Genomic DNA, 19,046 nt, shown 5'->3' with positions numbered 1-19,046 from the left:
GTCGGGTAGGCGTCGCCCCGCCTCACATGAACACGGGGAGCCGACGTAGACTCCAGGTCGGGTTTCCCAGGATATGGGAGACGTTGCACCCCAATGGAACATCCCATTCCGGAGCGAATCGGCCCGTATCGACTGCTTCACCTCATCGGCAGCGGCGGTATGGGGCACGTGTACGCCGCCGTGCACGAGCATCTGGGGCAGCGGGTTGCGCTCAAGCTCCTGTCATCTGCCGCGGCGAAAGACCCGCACCTCGTCGCGCGCTTCCTCCAGGAGGGGCGTGCACTGGCGGGGCTGGACCATCCTGGTGTGGTTCGTGTCTTCCATTGCGAGCCGCATGGCGGCGATGTGTTCCTGGCCATGGAGTTGCTGCAGGGCGTGTCGCTTCGCGAGTGGATGCAGCGACCAACGGGGCCTGTATCCCAGTCCTCGGTTCTGGCCATCGCGGAACAGATTGCCCGCATCATGGTGGATGTTCATGCCCGGGGAATCGTTCATCGCGACCTGAAGCCAGAGAATGTCTTCCTCTGCCCGGATGCGGCGGTGGCGCCTGGGTACCGGGTCAAGTTGCTGGACTTTGGAATCGCGAAGGTACCGACGTTCGTGGACGGCCTGCGGGCCACCACACAGGTCCATACCCATGAGTCCTCGTTCATGGGGACCTACCTGTACATGGCGCCCGAGCAGCTCCTGAGCGCGGCCACCGTGGATGGTGCAGCGGACGTGTATTCGCTGGGCGTGATGCTCTTCGAGATGCTCGCGGGCCGTCCGCCCTTCGTCTCGGACGAGCCTCGCGAGGTTCTTCTTGCACACCAGTCGGACGAGCCTCCTTCCCTGCGGAGTCTCGCTCCTCAGGTCCCTGCCTCCTTGTCCGCCTTCATCGCTTCCATGCTCGCGAAGGACACGCAGGCGCGTCCAACGATGGCACGCTGCGCGGAGCTCCTCGGCCAGCCTTGGGAAGGCGGGCCGGAGCGCTGCCCCGTGCCGGGCCTGGCGCCTTTCGTCGAGGAGCAGGCCGCGTTGTTCTTCGGCCGGGAGGCGGAGACACGCACGCTGTTGTCCTTGCTGGATTCTGCTCGCGAAGGACCGCTCCGCTGGATCCAACTGGAAGGCCCCAGTGGCGTGGGGAAGTCGTCGTTGATTCAGGCTGGGGTATTGCCGCGGCTCCGTGAGGCAGGGAGGGCGGGGGGACCTCAGTGGCGCGTCATCAACTTGCGCCCTTCCAGTTCGCCACTCCGTGCGCTGGCCGAGGTGCTCGCGACGGCCTACCCATCGTCCGAGCCCGGTAGGCAGCCAGAGGCACTGGAGGCGTTGCTGCGGATGGGGCCGGGCGCCTTGCTCGATTTCCTGCGGGCCCACACGTCAGCGGACTGGCGGGTGCTGCTGGTCGTCGAGCCCTTGGAGGAACTGTTCACGCTGGGGTTCTCCGAGCAGGGCGCGCTCGACGCGCTGGTTGCCCAGGCGCTCGTTGGACAAGGTTCTCCGCTGCGGCTGTTCACGAGCGTGCGCAGCGACTTCCTCCACCGGATGGAGCAGCTACCCGAGCTGTCGAGGCACCTCCACGCCGCCTCGCGCTTCCCTTTGCTGCCCATGGACGAGGCCGCGCTGGAGCGCGTCGTGAAGGGAGTCGCGAGGAACACGGGCCTGCGGCTCGAACCGGGGCTGGCCTCGCGCCTGGTCCAGGATGCGCGTGACGAGGGCGGTCGGCTGCCACTACTGGGCCAGGCACTGCGGGCACTCTGGGTGTTGAATGAAGGCGCGCCCTTGACCCAGGCGCACTACGAGCGGCTTGGGGGCGTGGGGGGCGCATTGGCCCAGCAGGCCGAGGCACTCCTGGATGGCCTGGGGCCTCAAGGACGTGAGCGGGCCAAGTGGCTGCTCCTGGACCTGGTTCAAGTGGGGCGCGGTGTTCCCGACACCCGACGTCCTCGCTCTCGCGAAGAGGTCATTGCCGCCGCGGGTGGCGATGCCCTGGCCGAGGAGGTGCTGCTCCGGCTCACGGGGATGCGCACGCAGGCCAGCTCCGGCATGGAGCAAGGCATGCGGCTGGTCACGCTGTCGGAGGGCGCGGGCCCCACGGCCCAGCGGGTGGACCTCGTGCACGAGACGTTGCTCCACCGGGTGCCCTCGCTGGTCAGTTGGCTGGAGCAGGAACGCGCGCTGCTCGAGCGTCACGCGGACCTGGAAGCCGCGGCGAGCGCCTGGGAGCAGGCGCGGTGTCCCAATGAAGGGCTCCCCACTGGGACCTTGCTCACGCACTATCGCGGTGGCGTCGCCGCCCTGGGCGGCGGTGGGGGCGTGTCCCATCGGGCAAGCTCCAGGGCGCTGCGATTCCTGGACGCAGCCGCGCGGCTGGAGCAGCGGCGCTCCAGGGCACGGCGAGTGAGTGTGTGCTCCGCCGCCGTGGCCGTCCTGCTGATTCTCTTCTACGCGGTGAGGACCGACCAGGAGTGGCGGCGGGCGGAGTCCGAGCGGTTGCGTGCGGAGAACGCGAGGAACATCGCGGCGCGGCAGCGGCATCGGGCCGACGAGAACCGCAGGCAGCTCATCAAGTCCGTGGATGCCGTGGTCGGAGTCCTGGATTGGAAGCTCAGCCGGCTGCCTGGAACCTTGGAGGACCGGAAGAGGCTGCTGGGAGAGCTCGACGAGGGACTCAAGGCGCTGCCACTGCCGGAACACCAGGATGCCGACATGCGGCTCGTGGACATCCGCATGGCCCATCGTCTGGCGGATGTGGCGTACCATGATGGGACGCTCGCGGGGGCGGAGCGGCGGCTCAAGGAGGCACTCGCCGATATCCGGATGGGCCACCTTCTGGAGCCTGGGGGGAGCCGCTTTCATGAATTCTTGGGGCTCAACTACTCCAAGCAGGGAAAGGTGGAGATGGCGCGGGGGCAATGGGAGAAGGCTCGCGCGCTCTTCACGGAGTCCATTGCGCTGCTGGAGCACTGGCCCTCCAATCCGGGCACCTGGGTCGACCACCTGCGCAGCCTCGCGGTGAGCATCTCCGAGCTGGCGGAGCTCGAGCTCGCCGCGGGAGACCTGCCGCTCGCGGCGCAGCACTTCGACAGAGCCCGGGCGCTGCATGCCTATATCGCCAAGAAGAGCTCCTACTCCTCCGCGTTGCAGGCGCTCGTCCTGGCTCACCGCGCGGAGGTTGCGCTTGCGTCCGGGGACCTGGACGCCGCGGAGCCGTTGCTCGTCGAAGCGCTGACGCTGGGCCGGGCGTGTGTCGAGTCCCAGGAGGTTGACCAGTACTACCGCTGGGTGCTGGGGCGGGTCCTCATTGGCGTGGGGGACCTGCGGACCTCGAGGCTGCAGTTCTCCCTGGCCGAGAAGGCCTATGCGGAGGCCAGGGGGCTTGGGCAGGCGCTCCGGGAGGCGGAACCGCCGAACAAACGATATGCCCTGGTGCTCGCCGACGCCTGGCTGGGGAGTGCGCTCCTTGCTCGCCAACGAGGGGCCCTGGAGCAGGCGGCGGATTGGCATGCGCGCAGATGTGCGCTGCTCCAATTCTTCCATGCCCACGACCCCGAGGACGTTCGATTCCAACCGCTGGGCTGCCCGGACGTGACGCGGTAAAGTCGTGTCTCCATGAGAAAGCCGAAGCTGTCGGAGCTTCCGGTCGAAGAGCTGATTCGCCAGGCCAAGGAGGGGGACTCGGACGCGCTGGAGGAATTGCTGACGCGTTTCCAGGACGTCATCCAGGCGCATGCGAAGCAGCATGGGAAACCATATGGCCCGGGCGGGACACGGCCCTCGGACATCTCCCAGCTAGCGTCTCTGCGGGTGCTCCAGAAGTTCTCCACCTTTCAGGGGCAGACGGAGGGGGAGCTGCGCACGTGGCTCAAGCGGGTCGTCATCTCCCAAGCGGTCCAGGTGGCTCGGCACGCGACGAGCCAGAAACGCGACGAATCAGGCGCGGTGCCATTCGACTCGGATGAAGCGCAGGAGGCCCCGGCACTCCAGCGCAGTCCCAGTCAGGCCGTGTCTCAGCAGCAGGAGGCGCTGCGGTTGATACGGAGCATCTATAGCGAACTGTCCGGGAGTCAATCCGATGCAGTGAAGTCCTACTATCTGAATGGTCTCTCCCTCAGGGACATCGCTCTGCGGATGGGCAAATCAGAGGACGCGGTCGCGTCGCTGATGCAGCGCGGTGTCGGCACGCTCAAGCAGCGCCTCCAGGACGAGTGCGCCGCCGGGAATGGCGACGAAGATGTGGTGAAGCAGAGCCGCTTGGACAGCGCCTTCCTCGCCTACCTTCGCCGGCTCGCGGCGGAGACGGACGTGGACCCGGTCGCCTTCGCTGCCGGATACCCGGACTGTGCGCCTGAGCTGGAAGGGCTGCTGCTCTGGGCAGGACGCCTGCAAGCATTGCGGCCCCCGGTGCCCTTCGAGACGGATGAGGATTGATGCTGGTCAGGGGGACGCCGGTCGGCGCGCACGTCATCACGCGGCGGGTGGCCATCGGCGCATTCAGCGATGTCTACTCAGGCCTGCACGCCGTGGACGGCACGCCGGTGGCGATCAAGGTGCTCAGCGCGTCGTCTTGTCTCCATGCGGAGTTGGTGGCGCGCTTCCTCAACGAGGGACAGGCGCTGCGGGACCTCCGTCATCCTGGGCTGGTGCGAGCACTCGAGGTGGGTCTGCTACCGGAGGGGCCGCCCTTCATCGTCCTCGAATGGCTTCCGGCGGACCTGGAGCAGTCGCTCGCACGTGCGGGAGGGCGCCTTCCCGTGTGGGCTTGCGCGGAGGTGCTCGCCCAGGTCGCGGAGGCGCTGGGCGCGCTGCACGCCCAGGGGCTGGTCCACCGTGACGTGAAACCCGCGAACGTCCTGGTGGCGCGCATGGACGAGGAGGGCATCACCGTCAAGCTGGCGGACCTGGGACTCGCCAAGCGAGTGTCCACCGGGCCGGAGGCGTCTTCGGCGCTGCCCGTGTCGACCGCGGGGACCGCCGTCCTTGGCTCCTGGGAGTTCATGGCCCCGGAGCAGTGGCTTGACGCCAAGCGCGTGGATGCCCGGGTGGATGTCTATGCGTTGGGCATTCTCGGGTTCCTGTTGCTCGTGGGCCGTTTGCCGTTCGGGAGCGGGACGCAGACGGAGTTGATGATCCGGCACCTTCGGATGCCCCCACCGTTGCAGTTGCTGGGAGACGAGGTCCCCGAGTCGCTCCGCGGTCTGCTGGGGCGAATGATGGCGAAATCCGCGGGGGCTCGGCCGTCATTGGTGGAAGTCCGTGAGTGCGTGGCGGGCCTCGTCCGCCGCTGAACGGAGAAGTCCCTGGGGTCGGTTCGCCCCCCCACCTCCATCCCCCATGTTCCGAAAAAGCGCGGGGCGCCGCGATGGCTCCGATGCCCTTTTCGCGTCCTCTCTTTCGAGGCCCATTTCCAGGAGAGGACATGCGGAGCGAGGACATCCCCATCACCCCGAGGACCCGTGCGCTCATCGTGCGCTACGAGCAGGACCGCGCTGTCTCCGAGGACGCCGCGCGAAACGCGTTGATTCGGAGCGGGGTCGAGGGAGATCGAGACGTGGCCTCCGTGGTGTTGCACCCGCATGAGCCGACCCGGAGCGCTCGCGACCTCTCCCCGCAGGACTGGGAGGAGGCTTTCAGCGAGAACGAGCGATTCTCGGCGGCGTTGCTCGAGCGGGAACAGGCGCTGGGCATCGACCATCTGCCCATCCACCTCTTCGGCTGTGCGCCTCTGCCGCTCATGTTCGACCTGGTGGCGCGCCTGCCTCGGCGCCCGCTTCGCGTCTACCAGCAGGCGCAGGATGGCGCCTGGTCGCTGGGCCACGACCGCGCGGTGGCTCCGGAAGCCGAAGATTTCTTCCACGTCGAGGGGCTCCCCGAGCGCAGGCAGGGCGGCAAGGGCCATGTCGTGCTTGTCGTCGAGGTGACGCGAGTCATCCGGGACAGCGTCCTTTCGCGAATCTCGACCGTGCTGCCAGAGTCCTCGGTACTGGCCACTGTCTGCCTCCGTCCCGTGACGGGGCCGTCTCCCACGTCCGTGCAGCGCCCCGGTCAGGTCGCGCGGGCGGTGACGCAGTTCCGCGACGTGCTGAATGCGCTGCACGAGCGACTGGAGGGCGCCGAGTCCGTGTTTCTGGCCATGGATGCCCCCGGGAGCCTCGCGGCGGCGCTTGGCGGAGCAGTCAACCCGGCCACCCAGCACCCGCTGGTGCTCCTCCAGCTTGGCGCTGACCACACGCGCTATGACGAGGTCCATGTCATCCGCGCGCAGCGTGTCGTGACGCCACGGGTGCCCACGGCGGAGGACCTGCTCAAGGCCACGCGGGTGCTCAAGGAGGTCCGGCGCGTTCACAAGGAGCTGGTCGCCTGGCTCAAGGCGCCGGAGCAGCAGCCCCTGGTCGAGCACATCGATGGGCACAGCTATCTGCGCAGCGAAATCGACGAGGAGCCCGCCGTCACCTCCGCGCCGCTGTTCCGCCACCACGGCGGGAGATGGAAGTTCGGCTGGGACCTGCTGCTGGGCCTCGGCGCGCTGCGCGAGCGGTTGGGCCCCCCCGAGGACTGGAACGAATGCCTGCGCCTTTTCCTCATCCACGAGGCCTTCCACGTCAAGCAGGCCGGGCTGACCTCCTACAATTACCGGGGCATTGGCCGCGTGGGGCTGGTGCTAGAGGCGGCCGACTACGACGCGGACGCGGTGGGCGTGGAGGTGGCGTTGGCGTGGCGCAAGGCCAAGCAGGGCGGCGCCGTGGCGGACATCGGGCAGGTCAAGACGCTCGAGGCCATCATCTGGAACTCGCTGGAGATCCTGCGCGTCTTCGAGCCCGAGCACCCGGTGAAGGAGCTCGCCGAGCGCAGGCTGCGGCGCTACCTCATCTGGCTCTTCCATGTCTGCCGCTTCTCCGTGCTCGCGCTGCGGGCACCGGAGGCCGAGGTGCGGGACGAGCTGGAGCGGGTGACGGTGGAGCTGGTGGGGCTGCCGTCCTTCCGCGACCCGCACGAGCGCTATACCCAGCAGCGGGTCCGGCTGGAGCTGGGCGACGCGCGAGAGCCGGTGGTGCTGGCGCTGTACTTCCGGCACCGGCTCGTGCGCCTGGACAATGACCGGGCCTGGGTGGAGGACCTGCTCGCGGCGCTCCGCGAGTGGGAGGACTCTCCTCGCGACGAGCTCCAGGACCGCGTGCGGCTGCTCTTCGAGCGCCTCTTCGACAAGTTCCCGGCCCTGCTCGACACCCGGAGGCCGGGCGCCCGGTAGCGGCCCGCGTCTTGTCTCTCCCCACCCATCCTTCTGCTCGAGGAGCGCCATGTCCTCCCTGGACCTGCCTGAACCGCCTTCTTCCGAAGCCATCCACTTGCGCCGGCGCTTCGCCACGGGGCCGAAGCTGGCGTCCTTCACGCTGGCCCTGAAGACCTTCACGCCCATCCTGGGCGGAGGGCCGGTGGCGCGAAGCCCACACCTCCCCGCGGTGGACATCATCCGGGTTCCCACGCTGCGCGGGCACCTGCGCTTCTGGTGGCGTGCGCTGTACGGACACGCGTACGTCGAACGTGACGCGGCGGGCTCGGAGCCCCTGGCGCGCCGGGAGCGCGCACTCTGGGGAGGCATGGGGAGGGCGAGGAAGGCGCCGGGAGAGCCCGAGGCGCACGCCTGTCGCTCCCAGGTGGAGCTGCGGGTTCGGGATGTTCGCCCCGCCGGGGAGGACACGAAGCCCGTCAACCTCGGCTCTACGGCCGGCTATGCGCTGTGGCCAGCGCGCAAGGGGAAGGACGAGCACGTCGACATCCCACGATGGTCCCCTGGCCTCCAGTTCACGCTGGAGGTCACCGCCCCCGAGGGCGAGGACATGGAGCAGGTGCGCAACGCGGTGCGAGCGTGGATTCTGTTCGGTGGTTACGGTTCGCGGTCCCGGCGTGGCTGTGGCTCGGTGTGCCTGGCGTCCACGGGCCCGGGCGCCGCGGAGTGGCTCCCGGCCTCCTCGGACCGGGCGGCCCTGCGGCGCCTGTTCGGGGATGTGCCGCTCCTCGCGCCTGAGCATGCGGCGGATGCGTGTGACATGCCGCTGCTGCGGGGCGCGCGCCTCTTCCGGGGGAGCACGGGCACGAAGCTGCGTGATGGGAGTGAGGCCTGGCTGGTCGCGCTCAGGTGGCTGCGGGAGTTCCGCCAGGGCACCGAGCCGGCACCCGCTGGGAGCGCCGAGAGGGTGGGCGTCGCGCGCAAACCCGGAGAGGGGAACCGAGCGGGCCGCTCCAACTGGCCGGAGGCCGACAAGATTCGCCGCTTCGCCCAGCCGGCGGGTAAGGACCGTCGTGGAGGCTTCGCCACGAGGGCCGAGGGCAAGGCCTATCCCGAGGTCCACGCGCCGCGTCCGCAGCACTCGGCGACGGCGGCCTGGTCGCGCGCTGGCTTCGGGTTGCCCATCGTCTTCCAATTCCAGCAGAAGCGGCGCGAGGACGGGGCCAACTACCAGCCGAAGGAGCCTGAGGACGTCAAGCTCCAGTGGGAGCTGGACGGCTCGGGCAAGTTGATGGACCGGCTCGCATCGCCGCTCATCGTCAAGGCACTCCCGCTCGCCGATGGCCGCTTCGAGCCCATCGCGTTGTGGCTGGAGCGAGGAACGCCCAGCGGTGGCCATGTCGTCATGACGCAGCGGGGAGGTGCGGTCCCACGAACGCGGGTGCCCTTCGAGCGCAGCTTCCGCGCCCAGGATGACCAGCCCCTGTTCCAGACACTCCAGCGCGCGGACAACCTCCGTGACGCCTTCTTCTGGTGGCTGGAGGAAACCCGCCGTGCCCAGGAGGCGTGAGCCCATGAAGCATGTCATCGTTCTCAAGGTGGGCCCGGTGCAGGGCTACATCGCGCAGGCCCGCCGCACGCGGGACCTCTGGTACGGCAGCCAGCTCCTGTCGAAGCTCGCCAGGGCCATGGCGCGCGCCCTCACGGAGTCCGGGGCGACGCTCATCTTCCCCCACCCGGACCAGGTGAGCGACACGAGCACCGGCGTGGCGAACAAGGTCGTCGCCCAGGTGGAGTCCGCGCCGGAGCACGTCGCCCGGCGCGCCAGGGACGCCGCGAAGTCGCTACTCAGGGCGGAGTGGCAGCGCGTCCTCGAGAAGTGCGAGGACATCCTCATTCCAGGCGCGGGTGCGCTGGCCGAGGAGCAGCTCGACTCCTTCCTGGAGGTCCACGCCGCGTGGGCTCCCATCGAGGAGCGTCCCCACGGCTACGCCGACGCCTTGCGTGAATCTGAGCGCGCCCTGGAGGCCCGCCGCGGCCTGCGCGAGTTCACGCCGTGGAAGCAGTTGCCCCCGGAAGGCACGCACAAGTCGAGCCTCGACGGCGCGCGTCCGTCCCTGCTGCGCAGGGATCGCGACCAGGGCGACCTCTGGCGAGCCCTCCGCATCGGTCTGCGCGAGGAACTGGACGCGCTCGGCGTGCTCAAGCGCGCTGGCGGCAATCCCGGCCAGTTCGTGCCCGTGCCCTCCATCGGGCTGGCGGCCTGGCTCCAGGCCGCGCGCGAGCGACACCCGGTGCTCCTGACCCGCCTCGCGGACGCGTGCAGGGCGCGTGAATTCCAGTCCGTGAGCGCGAAGTCACGCCCCTGGGTGGAGGCCTTCCCCTACGACGGCCAGCTGCTCCTCCCCGAGCGCTGGCAGCCGTACTTCGAGGAGTACGCCGTGCCCGACGCCCGGCGGGCCGCCGCGAGCTTCGGCCGCGAGTACGTGGAGCCCCTTCGCGACGCCATGAAGTCCGAGCCCTTCCCCTACGTGGCCTGCCTGGTCGCTGATGGGGACCGCATGGGCCGCGCGCTGGAGGCGCTCGCGCGGCGGTCGGACGGCCACGCGGCGCACCAGCACGTCTCCCGGGCGCTCGCGGGCTTCACCCAGGAGGCGAAGCGCATCGTCGAGGTGGAGCACCGGGGCGTGCTCGTCTACGCGGGCGGAGACGACGTGCTCGCCTTCGTCACGCCCGTGGACGCGCCCGCGTGCGCCCGGGCGCTCGCCGCCGCCTTCCGCGCCACGCTGGAGGCCGCGCTCGCGGGCACGGACGCGGACGTGCCCACGCTGTCAGTGGGGCTGGGCATCGGCCACGTCCTGGAGAGCCTGGGCGAGCTGCTGGACCTGGGCCGCCGCGCGGAGACCGCCGCGAAGAAGGCGGGGCGCAACGCGCTGGCCATCCTCGTGGCGAAGCACTCCGGCAGGGAGCGGCTGTGGACCGCGCCGTGGGACGCCGACCCCGTGGGGCAACTGGAGAAGGACCTGGCGCTGCTCACGCAGGACCCCCTGCCGCTCCCCCTGGGCAAGGTCCACGAGGTGGCGGCCCTCGCGCGCCGCTTCCCCGAGGGCAGCGCCTCCGCGCCCGAGCTGGCCAGCCTGCTGCGGGACGAGGCCGGACGCATCCTCGCGAGGGCCGAGGCGGGCCGCGCGCTCGAGCCGCTCACGCCAGCGGACGTGGGGCTCGAGCTGCCCACCGGCGACGCGGGCCACGCGTCGCCGCAGGAGGCCCTGGAGCGCTGGGCGTCGCGGCTGCTGGTCGCGGACACCTTCGACCGTGCCGGGCGGGGGCTCGCTTCAACCAAGGACAAGGGAGGTGCGAGATGAGTGACGCGAGCTTCGCGCTGCTGCCGCGCGACGGCCTGTCGGCCAAGGACGGCCGGGGCTGGTACACCTCGGAGGTGGGGCGGGGATACTCCCTGCCGTGGCCCCTGCCCACCACCGTGCGGGGCGCCCTGCGCGCCGCGTGGGGCCATGACGTCATGGCGGCCGACGGCGGCCCCCTGGACCCGGAGACGTGGGAGCACCGCTCGGAGCCGGTGGCGCTCCTGCGCTTCATCGCGCTGCGCCGCACGCTGGGGACGTCGCCCTTCACGCGGGAGCACCGGATGTGGCCCGCTCCCGCGGACGCGGTGCGCGTGCTCGACGAGCAGGGCGTGGAGCGCGTGGTCCGGTTGGAGCCCCACCCTGGCGGCGCCGCGACGCTGGGGCCGGACGAGGACGAGGCCCGGGAGGCGCTGTGGCACCCCCGCCGGAGCATGAGCGGCAAGCCCCTGGCCTCGTCCCTGTTCTGGCCGGAGTCCAGGATGATGGCGTGGCTGGCTGGCGCGCCCGTCTCCCTCTCGCCGGAGGAGGACGACCTGGCGCCGCGCACGGACATCCACCTGGCCATCGACGTGGAGACGCAGGCGTCGCAGGACTCGATGCTCCACTCGCGCGACGTGGTGGAGTTGCTGCGCGCCCGCCCGCGGCGCGAGGGGCCCTTCGCGGTGGAGGAGTGGGCGCTCGGCGTGCGCTGCGCGTGGCCCGCCCCGGCGAAGGGGGCGCCGCGTGGCCCGCTGGGGCTGGGCGGACGGCGCCGGCTGTCGGACGTGGAGCCGCTGGCCCCGGGCCTCTTCGACATGCCGGACGCGCTGGCCCGGCCCACGCGTGGCCTGCGCCTGGTGCTGGCCACGCCCGCGGAGTTCCGGCGCGGCTGGCTGCCGGATGGCTTCGAGCGCGTGGCCGGAACACCCCCCTGCTACGTGGGCCGGCTGCCAGGTCTCGACGCGCACGTGGTGCTGCGCGCCGCGCTGGTGCCCCGGCCGCAGGAGGTGTCGGGCTGGGACATGGTGCGGCGGCGGCCCCGGCCCACGCGGCGGTGGGTGCCCGCGGGCGCCGTCTACTTCTTCGAGAAGCACGGCGGTGGGGACTTCACCGCCGGTGAGCTGCGCGCGCTGTGGCTGGCCTCGTGGGGCGGCGGCCACGCGGAGGCGCTGGGGCAGGTGCTGCCCGGCGCGTGGCAACCGCCCCGTCACGGACAAGGAGCCTGAGCATGGAGAGCCGACCCTATCTACTTCACGCGCTGTCGCCGCTGCACGTGGGCACCGGGCAGAGCGTGGACGTCATCGACCTGCCCCTGGCGCGGCTGAAGGCCACGGGCATCCCCTTCGTCCCGGGTTCGTCGCTCAAGGGCGTGCTGCGCGAGCTGCGGCGGCCTCGCGCGGAGGTGGGCGTGCACGACGCCGTCTTCGGGCCCCGGCGCTTGAAGCCGGGCGCCGAGGGCGATGAGCCCGGGGACTACGCGGGCGCGCTGGTGGTGGGCGACGCGCGGCTGCTCGCCCTCCCGGTGCGCAGCTTCGTGGGCACCTTCGCGCTGGTGACGTCGCCCCTGCTGCTCGCGCTGGCGCGGCGGGACCTGGGCGAGAAGGCCGGTGCCTGGCCGGCGGTGGCGCCCCTGGCCCACCCCGGCGCGCGCGTGGCCTCCGTGAAGGCCAGCGCCGTCGTGCATGGCGCCGGAGCGCCTGTGCCGCGTGTGTACCTGGAGGACCTGGACCTCCCGGTCGAACAGACGGACGACGCGGCCCTGGGCGCCTGGGCCCAGGGGCTGGCCGGGCTGCTGCCGGGCGCGGAGCCGGAGCGCGAGCTGCTGACGAAGCGCCTGGTGCTGGTGGACGACGAGACGATGTCCTTCCTCTGGGAGACGGCCACGCAGGTGGACACGCGCGTGAGCATCTGCCCGGACACGGGGACCGCCGCCCCTGGGCAGCTCTGGACGGAGGAGAGCCTGCCCGCGGAGACGCTGCTGGTGGGCGTCATGGGCGCCACGGGCACCTTCAACAAGGCGCCGCGCAAGCTGACGGCGGACGAGGTGCTGGGCGAGGCGCTCGGTGGCGAGGGCACGGTGCTCCAGCTGGGCGGCAAGGCCACCGTGGGGCGCGGCCGGTGCCGGCTGCTGGCCTGGACGGCTCCGGACGCGCGAGGTGGACGATGAAGGGGCAGACGCGAGCGCAGCAGCGCGCGCTGGAGGTCTACGCGCGGGTCCGCGCGGTGCGCGACGAGCACCCCGGGCTGTGCGCGGAGTACAAGCCCCGGGTGAACGGCCTGGGCGCGGCGGTGCTGCGCGACGGGCTGGCGGCGGCGCTCTCCTTCCTGGAGCGGGAGGTCCAAAGCAATGACGCTGCTCAGCGCCTGATGAAAGACCTGACGTGGTGTCTGGAGCGGGCCGAGATGCCGGGGCTGTCTCCGCGAGAGCTGAAGGACAAGGGGGGGCTGCCGGGCGCGGTGCGCGGGCTCGGCCTGAGCGAGTACATGCTGGCCACGCGCGAGGCGCTCCGGCTGCTGGTGTGGTTCCGCCGCGCGGTCCAGGTCACCTTCCCCACGGAGGCTCGCGGCGATGCGTGACACCTCGAAGCCAGAGGAGACCATGCGTGCCGCCCTGCGCCCGCTCGCGGGGACGCTCGGGCGAGACGCGCACGCGGGGCTCGTCTATGAGCGCTACGCGCCCGCGAAGGTCCATGACAGAGACCCGGCGCACGACGCCTGGGAGCAGTGGCTGTCCGGGCTGGAGACGCACCCCGAGCCCGAGGGGTACGCCCTCGCCTTCAAGCGCTGGGAGGACTCGCTCCGGCAGTCGTATACGGTGACGTTCCAGGCGCGCGCCGACAGCCGCCTGCTGGTGGGGCACGGCAACGCCTCGCCCACGGGCGTGGGGCTGACGCTGCACCACACCTGGGGCGTGCCCGTGGTGCCGGGCTCGTCGCTCAAGGGCGTGCTCGCTGGCTACCTGCGCGCGGTGTACGGCGATGGCGCGGCGGAGGCGCGGCGCCGGCTCTTCGGCGTGCCCGGCGAGGACGGCGCCCGGTCCCACGCGGGCGAGGTCATCTTCCATGACGCGCAGTGGGTGCCGCACGCGCGCGTGTCCGGAGCGCAGGGGGCGGCGCCGTTCCTGTCCCGGGACGTGCTCACGGTCCACCACGCGGGGTGGTACGGCGGCAAGGCTGAGTGGCCGAATGATTACGAGTCACCCAACCCCGTGGCCTTCTTGACGGTCCGTCCCGGCGGTTGCTTCCTCGTCGCGCTCAGCCTGGCGCCGGGCACGGAGGCGGACCCGCGGGCCGAGGCGCTCCTGTCATGGACCGCGCGTCGGCTGGACGAGGCGCTGCGGCATTGGGGCGTGGGCGGCAAGACGGCGGCTGGGTACGGCAGGCTCATCAAACAGGGGGATTTCGACCTCCGTCCGCCCCGGCGTCCCGTCCGGGCCTCGCCCGCGCTGGCGGAGTTCCTGGCGTGGGTGGAGGCGCGGCGCGAGGACAACACGCCCAAGCGGCAGGTGCTGGAGCGCTTCGAGGCGGACTGGCTGCCGCGGCTGATGCCGCTCGCCCCGGAGGCCCGCGACGCGTGCGCGGCCGCGCTGCGGGGGCTCGTCAAGAAGCACCCGAAGCTCGAGGCGTGGAGGGACGAGTTGATTGCCCGGATGATGGGCGCGGGAGGTGAGCCGTGACGCCGTTCGATTTGCTCTATCCCGTGCGCGGCGGGGCCGTGCCGCTGGACCATGGGTATGCGCTCTTCTCCGCGCTCTGCGCCCGGGTGCCCGCGCTGCACGGGCGCGCGGACCTGGGCGTGTTCACGCTCCGCGGTGAGCGCGCGGAAGGGGCCGCGCTACACCTGGGCCGGGGGACGCTGCGCCTGCGCTGCTCGCCGGAGCTGGTGCCGCTGCTCCTGCCGCTGACGTCCGCGCCGCTGAACGTCGCTGGGCGGGAGGTGGTGCTCGGTCCGCCGGTGCTCCGCGCGCTGGAGCCCTCGCCTTCGCTCCATGCGCGGCTCGTGACCTTCAAGCACGCGCTCGACGCGGCGTCCTTCCTGCGAGGTGTCTCCCGCGCGCTCGGGGCGCTGGCGTGTGACGCGCGGCCGCTGCTGGGGCGCAGGCGGGTGGTGCGCATCCAGGGGCGGCGGGTGGTGGGCTACGCGCTCGAGCTGCACGGGCTCACGGGAGAGGACTCGCTGCGTGTGCAGGCGCGAGGGCTGGGGGGGCGCCGCCACATGGGCTGCGGCCTGTTTCTCCCGCCTCGCCCCGCGGTACGCGGCGTCATCCCGCTCCACGAGGCCTTCGCGAACGCGGCGTGAGGTGTGGGGAAGGGGGGGCGGGCAGGGGCCTTGCAGGGATGCGAGGACGCCTGTCCGGAGGTCTGTGTAGGCGGATTGACATTCAAGCACCTCGCCGTGGCGGAGCCCCGCGGCGGCGAAAATGGCGATTTCCCCAGGGAGCTCATGGGGTTACGGCTCTTTGACACGTGAATAGGTGCATGATTGGTGAAAAGCGGAGTGATTTCCATGGGTTCGGATTTCTGGGTAGGGTCTGGACCTGCCAACCTTGGCGAAGGAGGGGGAGGTGCTTGAAAAGTGGTCGGTAAGTTGCTGGAATTGCTGGGGAATTCGGACGGGCTGTCGCGCTCGCCGTGATGCCGGAAGGCGTTGAGCACAGCTATATGGCCCCCGCCCCCCTGCGCCCCAGGGTCGCGCTCGCCGTGATGCCGGAAGGCGTTGAGCACGATTCCCATCAAACCTAGACCGAGGCGCCTATTTTGGGTCGCGCTCGCCGTGATGCCGGAAGGCGTTGAGCACGCCACATACTCAATGTTGGCCTCCTCGGGCGCCTGTCGCGCTCGCCGTGATGCCGGAAGGCGTTGAGCACCTGGAGCGCCTCCAAGTCCACGCGGCGGAGGGCCGTCGCGCTCGCCGTGATGCCGGAAGGCGTTGAGCACGGTACTGGTGTCGTGACTGCGGCAAGGAGTGGGACGTCGCGCTCGCCGTGATGCCGGAAGGCGTTGAGCACGGTGTGCTTCGTCGAGTCTCTCGTACATGTCAATCAAGTCGCGCTCGCCGTGATGCCGGAAGGCGTTGAGCACTTCCAGCAGTCGCATCTCCGGGGGCGCCACCTTGGTCGCGCTCGCCGTGATGCCGGAAGGCGTTGAGCACGCACCTCACGGGTTGGCCGCAAGGTGCGCACGCTGTCGCGCTCGCCGTGATGCCGGAAGGCGTTGAGCACTACACCTGCACGTAGTAGCACATGGTCCATCTCCTGTCGCGCTCGCCGTGATGCCGGAAGGCGTTGAGCACTTTGCCGACCTGCTGGAAGGCGTGGAGGAGGCCAAGACGGACGTCGCGCTCGCCGTGATGCCGGAAGGCGTTGAGCACACCCTAAAAGACGGATTAAGTCCTTCGACAATCCCAGTCGCGCTCGCCGTGATGCCGGAAGGCGTTGAGCACTTCAAGGGCGATACGGCACGCCTGCACGAGCTGGTCGCGCTCGCCGTGATGCCGGAAGGCGTTGAGCACCGATTCAACCCCACGACCCCCAACATCCTGGACGTCGCGCTCGCCGTGATGCCGGAAGGCGTTGAGCACGCTACGTTGACGTCCCAGCCTTCCCTCGCCTTGACGTGGTCGCGCTCGCCGTGATGCCGGAAGGCGTTGAGCACTCCTCGCACTCCAGTTTGGCGGCGGCCAGCGTGGGTCGCGCTCGCCGTGATGCCGGAAGGCGTTGAGCACTACGCCTTGACGTCGGACTCCAGGGAGGCAGCCGTCGCGCTCGCCGTGATGCCGGAAGGCGTTGAGCACATGTGCCTCGGGTTCAACGTGATGGGCCTCACCTTGTCGCGCTCGCCGTGATGCCGGAAGGCGTTGAGCACACCCTCTGGCCCAACTGGTGGTGTTCGGGTACGGGGTGTCGCGCTCGCCGTGATGCCGGAAGGCGTTGAGCACGGGCCGCCGCACACGGAGCGCACTTGCACGGCGGCGTCGCGCTCGCCGTGATGCCGGAAGGCGTTGAGCACTTGGCCGCCCCGGACTGCGGCGGAATCGCCTTGGTCGCGCTCGCCGTGATGCCGGAAGGCGTTGAGCACAGGCAAGTATCCTTGCCACGGAATCGGACGAAGCGTCGCGCTCGCCGTGATGCCGGAAGGCGTTGAGCACGCTGCAAACGTCGTCATTGGACACCCCCTGTCAGCGCCGTGTCGCGCTCGCCGTGATGCCGGAAGGCGTTGAGCACAGAGGACTCACCGACATCTGAGAGCCCTCTGTGGTCGCGCTCGCCGTGATGCCGGAAGGCGTTGAGCACACTGCCCCCGCGCGGCGAGGGCATACGCGGCCATATGTCGCGCTCGCCGTGATGCCGGAAGGCGTTGAGCACTGCGTGTGCCTGCGGATGCTGCGAATCAATTCGGTGGTGTCGCGCTCGCCGTGATGCCGGAAGGCGTTGAGCACCCCGAGGACCTCCAGGATTCTCCAGGCCGAGCCCTGTGTCGCGCTCGCCGTGATGCCGGAAGGCGTTGAGCACACTCTCCGTCCGCTGTAGAGACGCGGTGTTCAGTGACGGTCGCGCTCGCCGTGATGCCGGAAGGCGTTGAGCACCTCGATGCCCAACTCGCGCAGGTGCAGGCTCAGGGGTCGCGCTCGCCGTGATGCCGGAAGGCGTTGAGCACACGCCTTGGTCCTCCTCGCGCTCCTTCTCTGCGTCCCTGTCGCGCTCGCCGTGATGCCGGAAGGCGTTGAGCACGAGTGAAAAGTACGGTTTTGACGCGCCCGCCGAGGTCGCGCTCGCCGTGATGCCGGAAGGCGTTGAGCACGCCTCCTGCTGAGTCGCTCGCAAACCGTCTCCGTAGGTGTTGGTCGCGCTCGCCGTGATGCCGGAAGGCGTTGAGCACGAGGACATTCTCGCCCAGAAGGACGCCGGGCGCGGACTGTCGCGCTCGCCGTGATGCCGGAAGGCGTTGAGCACCCCTGCTGCGCCTGCTCCAACTGGTACTGTCCCTGGTCGCGCTCGCCGTGATGCCGGAAGGCGTTGAGCACCCGCTTCATACTCCTGAGCCGGGAGGCGGCAAGGCGTCGCGCTCGCCGTGATGCCGGAAGGCGTTGAGCACCGGCGCTCGCGCTCCATGAGGAGCGCCGTCTGGTCGTCGCGCTCGCCGTGATGCCGGAAGGCGTTGAGCACTGGCCGCAGTGGGGGCACGGCACGTAGTAGCGGCGCTGTCGCGCTCGCCGTGATGCCGGAAGGCGTTGAGCACTAGTCCTTCGCGGCGCGCTTCTCAGCGATGACGGGTCGCGCTCGCCGTGATGCCGGAAGGCGTTGAGCACGCAAGAATCTGGACCGAGTGCCAACGCGTGGTGGTCAGTCGCGCTCGCCGTGATGCCGGAAGGCGTTGAGCACCAGGCATAGGTGCCATCCTTCCTGCCCTCCCGTCCGTCGCGCTCGCCGTGATGCCGGAAGGCGTTGAGCACAACTGCACGCACTCGCACTTGCCATCCATGCAGGTCGCGCTCGCCGTGATGCCGGAAGGCGTTGAGCACTCCTTCGTCTGCACCCTCATTACCGGCGCGGTGCTCAGTCGCGCTCGCCGTGATGCCGGAAGGCGTTGAGCACCTGTACAGTCACGACTTCTCTACAATCGTCACATGTCGTCGCGCTCGCCGTGATGCCGGAAGGCGTTGAGCACCTTAGACCGGGCTTGGGCGCCCAGATAAGCGACTTGTGTCGCGCTCGCCGTGATGCCGGAAGGCGTTGAGCACAAAGCCAGACAGGATTATTCGGCTCTCAGGTCAGTCGCGCTCGCCGTGATGCCGGAAGGCGTTGAGCACACCACAATCCACATGTACTGCGCGGGGATGACCCCCGTCGCGCTCGCCGTGATGCTGGAAGGCGTTGAGCACGTCCCGGGCCACCTGGTGGACGCGGAAGCCCTCGCGGGTCGCGCTCGCCGTGATGCCGGAAGGCGTTGAGCACGTATTCCTTCGGGCAGGTTGAAGCGAGAGAAGAGGTCGCGCTCGCCGTGATGCCGGAAGGCGTTGAGCACAGTCCAGCATCGCTGCCAAAGAGTTCCGTCCCCTTCGTCGCGCTCGCCGTGATGCCGGAAGGCGTTGAGCACCTTGTGACGCCCAGTTGTATTGGTAGCGGTATGACGTCGCGCTCGCCGTGATGCCGGAAGGCGTTGAGCACCCGCGCGCACCGCGTTCAACGCCGCTACCTTCTCCGGTCGCGCTCGCCGTGATGCCGGAAGGCGTTGAGCACGGGATTGCCGCCCGACCATCATCACCACCAACCGTCGCGCTCGCCGTGATGCCGGCAGGCGTTGAGCACCAATTCATCGTGCGCGGGACAGTTGCGTCCCAGTCGATCGTCGCGCTCGCCGTGATGCCGGAAGGCGTTGAGCACTAGCGTTCAGAGCGGAACCCCGTGCGGCGCACGGTGGCGTCGCGCTCGCCGTGATGCCGGAAGGCGTTGAGTACGACGGGGCGCGAGGCGCGCGAGGCCATCGACACCTGGG

General features: G+C 70.1%; 11 protein-coding genes and 1 CRISPR repeat array (1 of these 12 cut by a window edge). All 11 genes read left to right on the top strand.

Annotated elements, in window-relative coordinates; all coding sequences use genetic code 11:
- Positions 1 to 93: 93 nt before the first annotated feature.
- The 11 genes from VZL07_RS13350 to cas6 all read left to right on the top strand — a co-directional run bounded on the left by VZL07_RS13350 (position 94) and on the right by cas6 (position 14,850).
- Entirely contained in the window at positions 94 to 3,579 is a 3,486-nt protein-coding gene (locus VZL07_RS13350; RefSeq protein WP_426755897.1) for a protein kinase domain-containing protein, read from the top strand.
- 12 nt (positions 3,580 to 3,591) lie between these two features.
- Positions 3,592 to 4,410 carry a sigma-70 family RNA polymerase sigma factor gene (locus VZL07_RS13345; protein ID WP_426755896.1) on the top strand — a complete coding sequence of 273 codons (819 nt, stop codon included), beginning with the start codon at positions 3,592 to 3,594 and terminating at the stop codon, positions 4,408 to 4,410.
- The gene (locus tag VZL07_RS13340) at positions 4,410 to 5,267 is read left to right on the top strand and encodes a serine/threonine-protein kinase (RefSeq protein WP_426755895.1); all 858 of its coding nucleotides are present in this window, start codon (positions 4,410 to 4,412) and stop codon (positions 5,265 to 5,267) included. Before VZL07_RS13345 ends, VZL07_RS13340 begins: the two co-directional genes overlap by 1 nt.
- 131 nt (positions 5,268 to 5,398) lie before the next feature.
- The gene (locus VZL07_RS13335) at positions 5,399 to 7,228 is read left to right on the top strand and encodes an SAVED domain-containing protein (RefSeq protein ID WP_426755894.1); all 1,830 of its coding nucleotides are present in this window, start codon (positions 5,399 to 5,401) and stop codon (positions 7,226 to 7,228) included.
- 49 nt (positions 7,229 to 7,277) lie between these two features.
- Positions 7,278 to 8,777 (top strand): RAMP superfamily CRISPR-associated protein, encoded by a 1,500-nt coding sequence (locus VZL07_RS13330; RefSeq protein ID WP_426755893.1) that lies wholly within the window; start codon positions 7,278 to 7,280, stop codon positions 8,775 to 8,777.
- A 4-nt stretch (positions 8,778 to 8,781) separates the two neighbouring features.
- Positions 8,782 to 10,572 carry a type III-B CRISPR-associated protein Cas10/Cmr2 gene (cas10, locus tag VZL07_RS13325; RefSeq protein WP_426755892.1) on the top strand — a complete coding sequence of 597 codons (1,791 nt, stop codon included), beginning with the start codon at positions 8,782 to 8,784 and terminating at the stop codon, positions 10,570 to 10,572.
- Positions 10,569 to 11,777 (top strand): type III-B CRISPR module-associated Cmr3 family protein, encoded by a 1,209-nt coding sequence (locus tag VZL07_RS13320; RefSeq protein ID WP_426755891.1) that lies wholly within the window; start codon positions 10,569 to 10,571, stop codon positions 11,775 to 11,777. The genes cas10 and VZL07_RS13320 overlap by 4 nt, the downstream gene beginning before the upstream one ends.
- Positions 11,778 to 11,779: 2 nt before the next feature.
- Positions 11,780 to 12,718, top strand: coding sequence for a type III-B CRISPR module RAMP protein Cmr4 (cmr4, locus tag VZL07_RS13315; RefSeq protein ID WP_426755890.1), 939 nt, complete (start codon positions 11,780 to 11,782; stop codon positions 12,716 to 12,718).
- On the top strand, positions 12,715 to 13,128 hold the full coding sequence (locus VZL07_RS13310) for a type III-B CRISPR module-associated protein Cmr5 (protein WP_426755889.1): 414 nt from the start codon (positions 12,715 to 12,717) through the stop codon (positions 13,126 to 13,128). Before cmr4 ends, VZL07_RS13310 begins: the two co-directional genes overlap by 4 nt.
- A complete protein-coding gene (gene cmr6, locus VZL07_RS13305; RefSeq protein WP_426755888.1) occupies positions 13,121 to 14,227 on the top strand; it encodes a type III-B CRISPR module RAMP protein Cmr6 in 1,107 nt (368 codons plus the stop codon). The genes VZL07_RS13310 and cmr6 overlap by 8 nt, the downstream gene beginning before the upstream one ends.
- Positions 14,224 to 14,850, top strand: coding sequence for a type I-MYXAN CRISPR-associated protein Cas6/Cmx6 (gene cas6, locus VZL07_RS13300; protein WP_426755887.1), 627 nt, complete (start codon positions 14,224 to 14,226; stop codon positions 14,848 to 14,850). The genes cmr6 and cas6 overlap by 4 nt, the downstream gene beginning before the upstream one ends.
- 320 nt (positions 14,851 to 15,170) lie before the next feature.
- Positions 15,171 to 19,046: a CRISPR direct-repeat array (repeat unit 36 nt; unit sequence GTCGCGCTCGCCGTGATGCCGGAAGGCGTTGAGCAC); it runs 2,267 nt beyond the window's last position.

The sequence above is a fragment of the Pseudomyxococcus flavus genome (assembly GCF_050038885.1).
GTDB classification, from domain to species: domain Bacteria; phylum Myxococcota; class Myxococcia; order Myxococcales; family Myxococcaceae; genus Myxococcus; species Myxococcus flavus.
This window is presented reverse-complemented; position numbering and strand designations above follow the sequence as displayed.

Bases quoted from the DNA above. Each gene is read 5' to 3' on its own strand.
- VZL07_RS13330 (WP_426755893.1), top strand. From the start codon at position 7,278: ATGTCCTCCCTGGACCTGCCTGAACCGCCTTCTTCCGAAGCCATCCAC.
- VZL07_RS13345 (WP_426755896.1), top strand. From the start codon at position 3,592: ATGAGAAAGCCGAAGCTGTCGGAGCTTCCGGTCGAAGAGCTGATTCGC.
- cas10 (WP_426755892.1), top strand. From the start codon at position 8,782: ATGAAGCATGTCATCGTTCTCAAGGTGGGCCCGGTGCAGGGCTACATC.
- VZL07_RS13320 (WP_426755891.1), top strand. From the start codon at position 10,569: ATGAGTGACGCGAGCTTCGCGCTGCTGCCGCGCGACGGCCTGTCGGCC.
- cmr4 (WP_426755890.1), top strand. From the start codon at position 11,780: ATGGAGAGCCGACCCTATCTACTTCACGCGCTGTCGCCGCTGCACGTG.
- VZL07_RS13310 (WP_426755889.1), top strand. From the start codon at position 12,715: ATGAAGGGGCAGACGCGAGCGCAGCAGCGCGCGCTGGAGGTCTACGCG.
- VZL07_RS13340 (WP_426755895.1), top strand. From the start codon at position 4,410: ATGCTGGTCAGGGGGACGCCGGTCGGCGCGCACGTCATCACGCGGCGG.
- VZL07_RS13335 (WP_426755894.1), top strand. From the start codon at position 5,399: ATGCGGAGCGAGGACATCCCCATCACCCCGAGGACCCGTGCGCTCATC.
- cmr6 (WP_426755888.1), top strand. From the start codon at position 13,121: ATGCGTGACACCTCGAAGCCAGAGGAGACCATGCGTGCCGCCCTGCGC.
- VZL07_RS13350 (WP_426755897.1), top strand. From the start codon at position 94: ATGGAACATCCCATTCCGGAGCGAATCGGCCCGTATCGACTGCTTCAC.